At 73.3% G+C, this 9562-nt stretch carries 7 protein-coding genes; 5 read left to right on the plus strand and 2 right to left on the minus strand.

Features of this window, described 5'->3' with window-relative positions:
* Nucleotides 1-3391 (plus strand): SDR family NAD(P)-dependent oxidoreductase (locus tag KBY19_RS34630; RefSeq protein WP_210967422.1); only part of this gene is annotated, 3391 nt, incomplete at its 5' end.
* The gene (locus KBY19_RS34635; protein ID WP_210967423.1) at nt 3388-4191 is read left to right on the plus strand and encodes a thioesterase II family protein; all 804 of its coding nucleotides are present in this window, start codon (nt 3388-3390) and stop codon (nt 4189-4191) included. The genes KBY19_RS34630 and KBY19_RS34635, both read left to right, overlap by 4 nt.
* Here the strand turns inward: KBY19_RS34635 and KBY19_RS34640 are convergent.
* Entirely contained in the window at nt 4188-4985 is a 798-nt protein-coding gene (locus tag KBY19_RS34640) for a class I SAM-dependent methyltransferase (RefSeq protein ID WP_099886941.1), read from the minus strand. The genes KBY19_RS34635 and KBY19_RS34640 overlap by 4 nt on opposite strands.
* A 59-nt stretch (nt 4986-5044) precedes the next feature.
* Nucleotides 5045-6088, minus strand: a complete 1044-nt coding sequence (locus KBY19_RS34645) for an NUDIX domain-containing protein (RefSeq protein ID WP_099885509.1) — start codon at nt 6086-6088, stop codon at nt 5045-5047.
* 406 nt (nt 6089-6494) lie between these two features.
* Here KBY19_RS34645 and KBY19_RS34650 point away from each other — a divergent pair, with 406 nt between their 5' ends.
* From KBY19_RS34650 to KBY19_RS34660, 3 genes are all read left to right on the plus strand, one after another.
* Nucleotides 6495-7112, plus strand: a complete 618-nt coding sequence (locus tag KBY19_RS34650; protein WP_099885510.1) for a DNA polymerase ligase N-terminal domain-containing protein — start codon at nt 6495-6497, stop codon at nt 7110-7112.
* Nucleotides 7109-8128 (plus strand): non-homologous end-joining DNA ligase, encoded by a 1020-nt coding sequence (gene ligD, locus KBY19_RS34655; RefSeq protein WP_185018673.1) that lies wholly within the window; start codon nt 7109-7111, stop codon nt 8126-8128. The genes KBY19_RS34650 and ligD overlap by 4 nt, the downstream gene beginning before the upstream one ends.
* A 127-nt stretch (nt 8129-8255) precedes the next feature.
* The coding region (locus KBY19_RS34660; RefSeq protein WP_210967424.1) for an aminotransferase class I/II-fold pyridoxal phosphate-dependent enzyme at nt 8256-9562 on the plus strand (1307 nt) is incomplete at its 3' end.

Raw genomic sequence — 9562 nt, forward strand, 5'->3', positions numbered from 1 at the left:
GTACGGTCCCGGCCAGGTGCTCACCGGGCTGACCCGCGCCCAGGCGGTCGCCTCCGGCAGCCGGGACCGTACCGTGGTGCCGACGATGCCGCTGCCGCAGGGCGCCGACGACGGCCCGCGCTGCCTGGCCCGGGCCGTGGCCGACCTATGGGCTGCCGGCGCCGATGTCGACTGGGCCGGTTACCGGGGCGAGAACTGGCGTCGGGTGCCGCTGCCCACCTACCCCTTCCAGCGCACGGTCCACTGGCTCGACCCTGTCGAGCAGCCTGCGGCCTCCGCCCCCGAGGAGCAGCCGCCGCAGCCCGACGAGGGACGGCGGCCCATCGAACGGGCGCTCTTCCGTCCCGAATGGCGCGAGGACCCCGCCCCGCCTCCCGGCACCGGCTCGCCGACCGGCACCTGGCTGGTCTTCCGCAGGGGCGAGGGCCTGGACGGCATCGTCAACCGGCTGCGACACGCCGGCGCCCAGGTGGTGACCGCCGAACCGGGCGAACGGTTCGAACGGCTCACGGGCAGCCGCTATGTACTGCGCCCCGGCGTCCGGGAGGACTACGACGCACTCGCCGACTCCCTGACCGCCGACGGTCTGTTGCCCGCACGGGTCCTGCACGGCTGGTTGTGGGGCCCGCCCGCTGTCTTCGGTGGGCAGTCGCCCCCGACCGCGAAGTACGGTCCCGACGACGTCGGCGGATGGCTGGACCTCGGCTTCTTCAGCGTGCTGCACCTCGCCCAGGCGTTCGCCGACCGCGGCTCGGCCTCGGTGTCCGGAATGCGCTGGGACGTGGTCGGCTCCCGGCTGCGCGCCGTCTCCGGTGCCGAACCGGTCGCCCCCGCGCGGGCCGCGGTGACCGGGGTGTGCGACGTGATGGCCAAGGAGCTGCCGGAGATCACTGTCCGCTGCCTGGACGTGGCCGAGGACCGCTTCGAGCAGGGGCTGTGGGAGGAGCTGGCCAGGGCCGGGCAGCCCGCCCCGCCGTTCGCCGCCTGCGGTGACCGCTGGGTCGCGATGCGGGGCCGCAGACGCTGGTTGCTCGGCTACGGCCAGGTCCCCGAGCCGCGGGTCAAGGGAGCCGCGGGACCGCTGCGCGAGCGCGGCACCTATCTGATCACCGGTGGCCTCGGCGGCATCGGGCTGGCGGTGGCCGAGGGCCTGGCCAAGGCCGTACGCGCCCGCCTCGTACTGACCGCCCGCACGCCGTTCCCCGAGCGGGAGGAGTGGGACCGGCTGCTCACCGGCGACCCGGCGCGAGGCGCCGACACCGCGGTCGCCGACGCCGCGGCTACGGACACCGCGGCCGGAGGCGCCGACGACTCCGTGCGCGAGACGGTACGGCGGCTGCGCCGGATCGAGGAGTACGGCGCCGATGTGCTGGTGTGCCGCGCGGATGTGGCGGACGAGGCCGCGATGCGGGCCGTGGTGGAGCGCGGGGAGCGGCAGTTCGGCGCGTTCGACGGGGTCTTCCACACCGCAGGCGTCCCGGGCGGCGGCCTGCTGGCGCTCAAGACCCGGGCGGAAGCCGAGCGGGTGATGGCGGCCAAGGTGGCGGGCACGCTGGTACTGGACCGGCTGCTGGGGGAGCGGGTGGAGCTGATGGTGCTCTTCTCCTCCATCACCTCCGTCGCCGGAAACCTCGGCCAGACCGACTACGCGTCGGCCAACGCCTTCATGGACGCTTATGCGCACGCCCGCGCGGTGGAGGGCCCTGGCTTCACCGTCTCCGTCAACTGGGACGCCTGGGCCGAGGTCGGCATGGCGGCCAAGGCGGACGCCCTCGCCCCGGCCGCCTTCCGCGCCCTGCAGACCGGCAACCCGGCGGTGGACGTGGCCTCCCTCGCCATGTCGAACGGGCACGGAGCAGTCGACCACCCACGCCCCGACGGCGCCCACGACACCGGTGACGTCCGCGACACCGACGGCGCCCGCGACGCCGACGGCTCCCACGACGCCGACGGCTCCCACGACGCCGGACACGCAACGGGCACGGTCGACGGGCCCCTCCTCGGTGAGCGCAGCGACAACGCCGACGGCAGCATCACCTACCGCCTCGTGCTGGACGGTGAGACGCACTGGGTCTCCCGCGAACACCGGGTGGCCGACACGCCGGTGTGGCCCGCGACGGGCTATCTGGAGATGGCCCGCGCGGCAGGTGCGGACGCGCTGCTGGACGATCCGGCTGCGGACGACCGGCTGGTGCTGACCGACGTCACCTTCCTCTCCGTTCTCGCACTCCACGGCCGCACCACACTGCGGACCTCCCTCGTCCCCGAGAGCGGCGGCTACCACTTCACCGTCGCCAGCCGCACCGAGGAGGAGGGGGAGTGGACGCAGCATGCGACGGGGCTGATCCGCAGCGCGCCCAAGGCCAAGGCGCAGGTGCACGACCTGGATGTGCTGCGGGAGTGCTTTCCCGTCGTCAAGCCGGACACCGAGTCCTACTACCCGGAGCTCGGCCTGGTCGACTTCGGGCCGCGCTGGTCGAACCTGGCGGAGCTGCGGCGTGACGACTCCTCGACGCTGGCCCAGATCGAGATGCCGGCACCGTATCTCGCCGAACTGGCCGACCATCCGCTCCATCCGGCGCTGTTCGACGCGGCGACCTCCAACTCCGTCTATCTGCCGGAGCTCGGTCCGACGGGGCAGAGCTATCTGCCGTTCTCCATCAGCAGCATCACGGTGCGGGGCCCGCTGCCGGCGACGGTCCAGGTGTACTCGCGGCGGCGCAGCACGCACCGGAACATGGTGACCTTCGATCTGACCCTCACCGACGACGAGGGCCGCGAGGTCGTGGATGTGACCGGCTACACGGTGCGGGTCCGGGACCCCGAGGAGTTCCGGCGCGGCATCACCGCCGCCGCGCACCCCGCGGACAGCACCGGCACTCTCCCCGACCCCGGCGGACGGTCCGCCGCACAGGGCCTCGGCGGTGAGTTCGCGATCCGCCCCGAGGAGGGCATCCAGGCGCTCTGGCACATTCTTGGCGACCGCGTCGGACCCCAGGTCGTCGTCATCCCCGAGGGCATGGGGCGGCGGTTGCGCGCCGTCGAAGCGCTCACCCAGGACGTGATCGCGGACGCGGGGCAGCCGGCCGCCCTCCCGGCGGCCGCCACCGCCGAGGGCACCCGGCCGCCGGGATCCGCCGCCCGCGAGCCGGAGCGGGAGAACGGCGCGGCACCGGCCGACACCCACCGGCGGCTGGCGCGGCTGTGGTCCGAGGCGCTGGGCATCGACGACATCGGGATGGACGACGACTTCTTCGCACTCGGCGGCAACTCGCTCGTCGGCGTGCAGCTCGCCGCCCGGGTGCGCCGGGAGTTCGACACCGATCTGCCCATCGCGACCCTCATCGAGAACCCCACCGTACGAGCCATCGCAGGGATCATCACCGCATGAGCACCACCACCCCGGCGCACAGCACCAGCCCCTGGTTCCCCTTCCCGCCACCGGCACCGCCCGAGCCCGGGGGACGGGCGCGGGTGCGCCTGCTGTGCTTCCCCTGCGCCGGACAGGGCGCCTCCGCCTACCGCCCCTGGCAGCGGCTGCTCGCACCCGAGATCGAGGTGGTCCCGGTTCAGCTCCCCGGCCGGGAGGGCAGGGCGACGGAGCCGCCGCACACCACCATGGACGGTCTGATGGCCCACCTGCTGCCGCAGCTGCGGCAGCAGGTGGGCGGCGCGGACGGCTACGCGCTCTTCGGCCACAGCCTCGGCGCGCTGGTCGCCTTCGAGGCCGCGCGCCGGCTGGAGGCCACCGGGCAGGTGCCGCTGGGTCTGACGGTCGCGGCGCAGCGCCCGCCCCAACTGCCGCTGGGCCGGGAACCGGTCCACGATCTGCCGCGCGCGGCCTTCCTGACCACGCTGGGGCTCTACGGGCAGGTGCCCGTCGAACTGTTCGACGATCCGGCGGCGGTCGAGCTGGCGCGGGTCGGGCTGCGCGCCGACTTCACCCTGGCCGAGACCTACCGTCCCTGGTCAGGCCCCGGGCCGGAGGTGCCGTCGGCCGAGCCGCTGTTGAGCTGCCCGGTGACCGCGCTCGCCGGGCTGGCCGACACCACGTTCCCGCCCGGCTCCATGCGGGCGTGGGGCGAGTTGACCAGCGGACCCTTCACATTCCGGCCCGTGCCCGGCGACCACTTCTTCGTCAACGAGCGCACAGCGGAATTGGTGGGGCTGGTCCGCTCGGCGCTCGGCTAGCGCGTCGGGTGCCCGGCCTGCGCCGGACCGCCCTCGGCGTCGCCCGCCACCCACAGGTCGACCACATATGTCTCCGCAATCCGCTCGTCGGGGAAGAGCGCGCGCAGCCGGACGCGTTCGGCGTCCAGGAACTCCCGGGTCTCCTCCTCGTCCATGACGAGGAACCCGGAATGGCTGGCGAGATTGCCCAGATGGGTGTCGAGCGGCACGGTACGGCTCCACCGCACATGGCGGCGGGCGATGCGGAGCCCGTCGAGCCCCGCTCTTCGTACCGCGTCGGGGTCGTCGATGGGGGACAGGGAGGGAGAGGTGGCGCCGGTGTGGCGCGTGATGCGCTCCGTCTGCTCGGCGATCCACGGCACGTCCAGGGCGGTGATGTTCCACCAGATGGCGAGCGAGCCGCCCGGACGCAACACCCGCAGCGCTTCGGGAACCGAACGCGCGGTGTCGGTCCAGTGCCAGGACTGCGCGTAGGTGATCAGGTCGCGGCTGCTGTCCGCCAGTGGCAGTGCGTTGGCGTCCCCGCGGATCAACGGGGCGTCCGGCAGGCTCTTTCGGAACCATGCGGCCATGCCCGCGCCCGGCTCCACGGCGATCACCTCGGCGCCGCGCTCCAGCAACTGGGCGGTGGATATGCCCGTGCCGGCTCCGACATCGGCGACCCGGGCCCCTGCCAGCGGAAATCCGGCCAGCTCCGCCAGGGCGCCGAAGAGTTCGGACGGATAGGACGGCCGGTACGCGGCATAACGATCTGCCGCCGCGTTGAACGACATCGCGCGGGTTTGAGAAGTCACCGTCTCATCCTGCCCACCCTCGGGCTCGTTACGGCCCACTCGTTCACTCTTCTCACTTCTCACTCTTCCGTAGACCCCTGGGCACCAGGGGTCCGGCCGGGGGTGCTGCGCAGCAGGCGGGCTTCGTGGGGTGGGAGGGCGCGCAGGGCGTCGTCCGCCGGGAGCAGACGGGTGGCGGCGGGGTGTTCGGGGAGGGCGACGTGGGCCTCGAAGAGGTGGGTGATCAGCGTCCGGCCGCCCGCCGGGCACCGTGTGCTGTCGACGGCCAGCAGCCGGCCGACCGAGACGCCCGCCGCCCGCCCCAGCTGGGTCTCCAGGGCCCGGGCCGCGCCCTCCGCGGGGGTTTCGGCGGCGGACACCAGGGTGCCCGGCAGCCGACAGGTGGCCCCCTCCTCTCGGGTGTCCCAGGCGTCCCAGGTGTCCCCGGCTGCTCCGGCGTCCCGTACCAGTACCCGGCCCGTACCGTCCGTGACCAGCGCGGCGGCGGCGACGGCGGGGCTGGGCAGCAGCGCGCGGCGGTCCCGGTCGTCGAGGGGCGCCGGGTGGCCGTCCAGCAGGTGCGCCGTATGAGCGCCGCGCTCGGCGCCGAGGGCGGCGGCCGTGCGGCGGCGCAGCCGTTCCGGGAGCCGGCGCAGCGCCTCGTCCTGGGGCAGGAACTCGGCGGCGCGCAGTTCGTCGGGCTGGAGCCGCAGGTCCCCCACGGTCACCGGGTACGGCAGCCGGACGGCGTAGACGCAGGCGGTCAGCGCCCTGCCGTACACGGTGGCCGGTACGTTGTCGACGGCCAGCAGGCGGCCGACCCGCAGCGCGGCCGGCCGCAGCTCCTCGCGGAGCTCCCGTACGAGCGCGTCGACCAGGCCCTCGTCGTCGACCATGCCGCCGGGCAGGTCCCAGCCGGCCTTGTAGACCGGGTCGACGACCAGGATGCGGCCCCGCTCGTCGCGGATCACCGCGTCCACCGCGGCGGCCGGGGCGGGGTGAGCGGCGAGGTAGGCGGCGAGTTCGTCCTGGGGGAGCGGTGCCGCGGTGGCGGGCGCCCGGCGGGCCGACGGCGCGGACGCGGGTGCGGTGGTGGTGGCAGGCGTACGGGGTGTCGACGTCATGCGGCCCTCCTCGTCTCCGGTGGCGGAGGCGGGCCGGTACGGTGCGCGCGCCTCCGATGAAGTCAACTGACGCGCCGCGGGATTGGGTACGCCGCTCGTTCGGCTCAGCGGCGCTGCCGCCGCTCGTGTACTCCGGTCTGCTGTACCGACGAAACGTATATGGCTCAAGCATTCGGTAATGGCGCCCCGAGCGGTGTCGACGGCGTCCACCCGCCCCCGTGCGCCGGCCGGCGACCTCGGACCGGGGCGGTGGCGGTCCACGGGCTCCCACTGCGAGCCCGTGTGTTCCGCGGGACAGTGGGAACGCGGGAGGTGCGAGAGCGCGCGAGCAGCGCGAGTTTCCGCGCGTTACGCGGGCGGACGGAACCAGGCGGACAGGACGCGGCACGGAACGTGAGGACGAGGCGTGAGTGGCGACGACGACGCGCTGAAGGCGTATCGCGGCAAGCGGCGTTTCGACCGGACCGCTGAGCCCAAGGGCAAGCGCACGGAGCGGGACGAGGAGCCGCACTACGTGGTGCAGATCCACGATGCGACGAGCCTGCACTTCGACTTCCGGCTGGAGTGGGACGGCGTGCTCAAGTCGTGGTCGGTACCCAAGGGGCCCTCGACGGATCCGCACGACAAGCGGCTGGCCATGCCGGTCGAGGACCACCCCCTTGAGTACCGCACCTTCGAGGGCGTCATCCCGGAGGGGGAGTACGGCGCCGGGCCGGTCATCGTGTGGGACGAAGGCACCTACGAACCGCTCTCCCGTGACTTCGGCAAGGCGCTGGACAAGGGACACATCTCCTTCCGGATGCACGGCGGCAAGCTGCGCGGCGACTGGGCGCTCTCCCGCTTCCGCAGCGGGGAGGACGGCGAACGGGAGGCATGGCTGCTGGTCAAGAAGAACGACAGCCACGCCTCCTCCCGCGGCACCCCTGATCCATGGCGCGTCCGCTCGGCCCGCAGCGACCGGACGCTCAAACAGGTCGCACAGGAGGCGACGGAGGAGTGGACCCGCGAGGGCGGGCGGTCATGAGCGATCTGCTCGACACCCTTCCCGCCGACCAGCGCGCGCTGCTGCGCCGGGCGCCGCCGGGTGCGGCGCTGGCGGAGAAGCCCATGCGCGCCGAGCTGACCGGCAGACGGGACTTCCCGGCAAGCGGCTGGATATTCGAACGCAAACTCGACGGTGTGCGAGTGCTCGCGGTACGCGAGGACGGGAGCGCACGGCTGCTGTCCCGGTCGGGCCGGCGCGTCGAGGCGACGTACCCCGAGATCGCCGACGCACTGGCCGCACAGAGCCGCGCCGACTTCACCGTGGACGGCGAGATCGTCGCCTTCGCGCACGGTCGCACCGACTTCGCCCGCCTTCAGCAGCGTATGCAGCTGAGCACCGAACGGCAGGCCAGAGCCAGCGGGGTTGCCATCACCTACTACGTGTTCGACCTGCTGCGGCTCGACGGCATGGACCTGACCCGGCTCCCGCTGCGCACCCGCAAGTCGCTGCTGCGCAGGGCACTGGACTTCCACGCCCCCCTGCGCTTCACCACCCACCGCAACGAGGGCGGCCCGCAACTGCTGGACGAGGCGTGCCGGCACGGCTGGGAGGGGCTGATCGCCAAGCGCGCCGACGGGCGCTACCAGCCGCGCCGCTCCTCCGACTGGCTCAAGCTCAAGTGCGCGGGCGGCCAGGAACTCGTCATCGGGGGCTTCACCGAACCAGCCGGAAGCCGAGTGGGCTTCGGGGCACTGCTGCTCGGCTACTACGAGGAGGGCGCGCTGCGCTACGCGGGCAAGGTCGGCACCGGCTACGACCGCGGCACGCTGGTGACCCTGCGCCGCGGGCTGGACGAGCTGGAGGTCCGCCGCTGTCCGTTCGCCGACCCGGTCCGCGAGCACGGCGCGCACTGGGTGGAGCCCCGGCTCGTGGCGCAGATCGGCTTCACCGAGTGGACCCGCGACGGCATGCTGCGGCACCCCCGCTTTCTGGGCCTGCGGGACGACAAGCGGCCCGAGGACGTCGTCCGCGAGACGCCGCGTGAACGCCGCTAGCCGTACACCGCCTCCGCTACGGAGTGCAGCGCCCCTCACGAAGCGCAGCCCCATGCGGCGCGTACGCAGGAGGCGCAGGGCAAGCCCTCTCCGGTTCTCTTCGGTCCGAGAGGGCACCCGGGGACGCATGGACCACAACACCGCACCAGTGCTGGAGGCACTGGCCCGATACCAGGCGGCGGGGGAGCTGCCGTTCACCCCGCCGGGACACAAGCAGGCGCGTGGCGCCGACCCCCGGGTGCGCGGGGTGCTGGGCGACGCCGTCTTCCACGGCGACGTCCTGGCCTCCGGCGGGCTGGACGACCGACGCACCCGCGGTGCCGTGCTGGTCAAGGCCGAACAGCTGATGGCGGAGGCCGTCCACGCCGAGCACACCTTCTTCTCCACCTGCGGCAGCTCGCTGTCCGTGAAGGCCGCCATGCTGGCGGTTGCCGGGCCGCACGAGAAGCTGCTGGTCGGCAGGGACGCCCACAAGTCGGTGATCTCCGGGCTGCTGCTGTCGGGCATCCACCCGGTCTGGGTGGAGCCGCAGTGGGACGAGGAACGGCTGCTGGCGCACGCCCCCTCGGCCGCCGCGTTCGAGGCCGCCTTCGCGGAGCACCCCGACGCGCGCGGCGCCCTGGTCACCAGCCCCACCCCGTACGGCACCTGCGCGGATCTGCACACCGTCGCGGAGGTCTGCCACCGCCACGGGCGGCCGCTCATCGTGGACGAGGCGTGGGGTGCCCATCTGCCCTTCCACCCCGACCTGCCCACCTGGGCGATGGACGCGGGCGCCGACGTCTGCGTGACCAGCATCCACAAGATGGGCAGCGGCTTCGAGCAGGGCTCCGTCTTCCATCTGCAGGGCGACCACATCGACCCGCTGCTGCTCGCCCAGCGCGCCGACCTGCTGGGCACCACCAGCCCCAATGTGCTGCTCTACGCCGGTCTGGACGGCTGGCGCCGCCAGATGGTGCAGCACGGCCACCACCTGCTCTCGCACGCGCTCGGCCTCGCGGCCGAGGTGCGGCAGCGGGTGGAGGCCATGGACGGGCTGCACGTCAACGACCGGGCCGACTTCGTCGGTGAGGGCAAGGCAGCGGATCTGGACCCGCTGCCCGTCGTCATCGACCTGGACGAGCTACCGCTCAACGGCTACCAGGCCGCCGACTGGCTCCGTGAGCACCGGCACCTCGACGTCCACATCAGCGACCACCGCAGAATCAACACCCAGCTCACCCACGCCGACGACCGGGAGACCACCGGACGGCTCCTGGACGCCCTGCGGGAGCTGACGGCGCGGGCCGACGAGATACCCAAGGCGCCTCCGGTCCGGCTGCGCGCCCCCTCCGACCTGCGGATGGAGCTGGCGTGTCTGCCGCGGGACGCGTATTTCGGCGCGATAAAGGACGTCCCCGTCGACCGGGCGGAGGGCCGGATCGCCGCCGAGAT

Origin of the sequence: Streptomyces sp. B15 (assembly GCF_018070605.1) — a bacterium.
Classification (GTDB): domain Bacteria; phylum Actinomycetota; class Actinomycetes; order Streptomycetales; family Streptomycetaceae; genus Streptomyces; species Streptomyces smyrnaeus.

What these genes read in the sequence shown, in the direction of transcription:
- ligD (WP_185018673.1), top strand. Translation starts at nt 7,109, where the DNA reads ATGAGCGATCTGCTCGACACCCTTCCCGCCGACCAGCGCGCGCTGCTG.
- KBY19_RS34645 (WP_099885509.1), bottom strand. Translation starts at nt 6,088, where the DNA reads ATGACGTCGACACCCCGTACGCCTGCCACCACCACCGCACCCGCGTCC.
- KBY19_RS34635 (WP_210967423.1), top strand. Translation starts at nt 3,388, where the DNA reads ATGAGCACCACCACCCCGGCGCACAGCACCAGCCCCTGGTTCCCCTTC.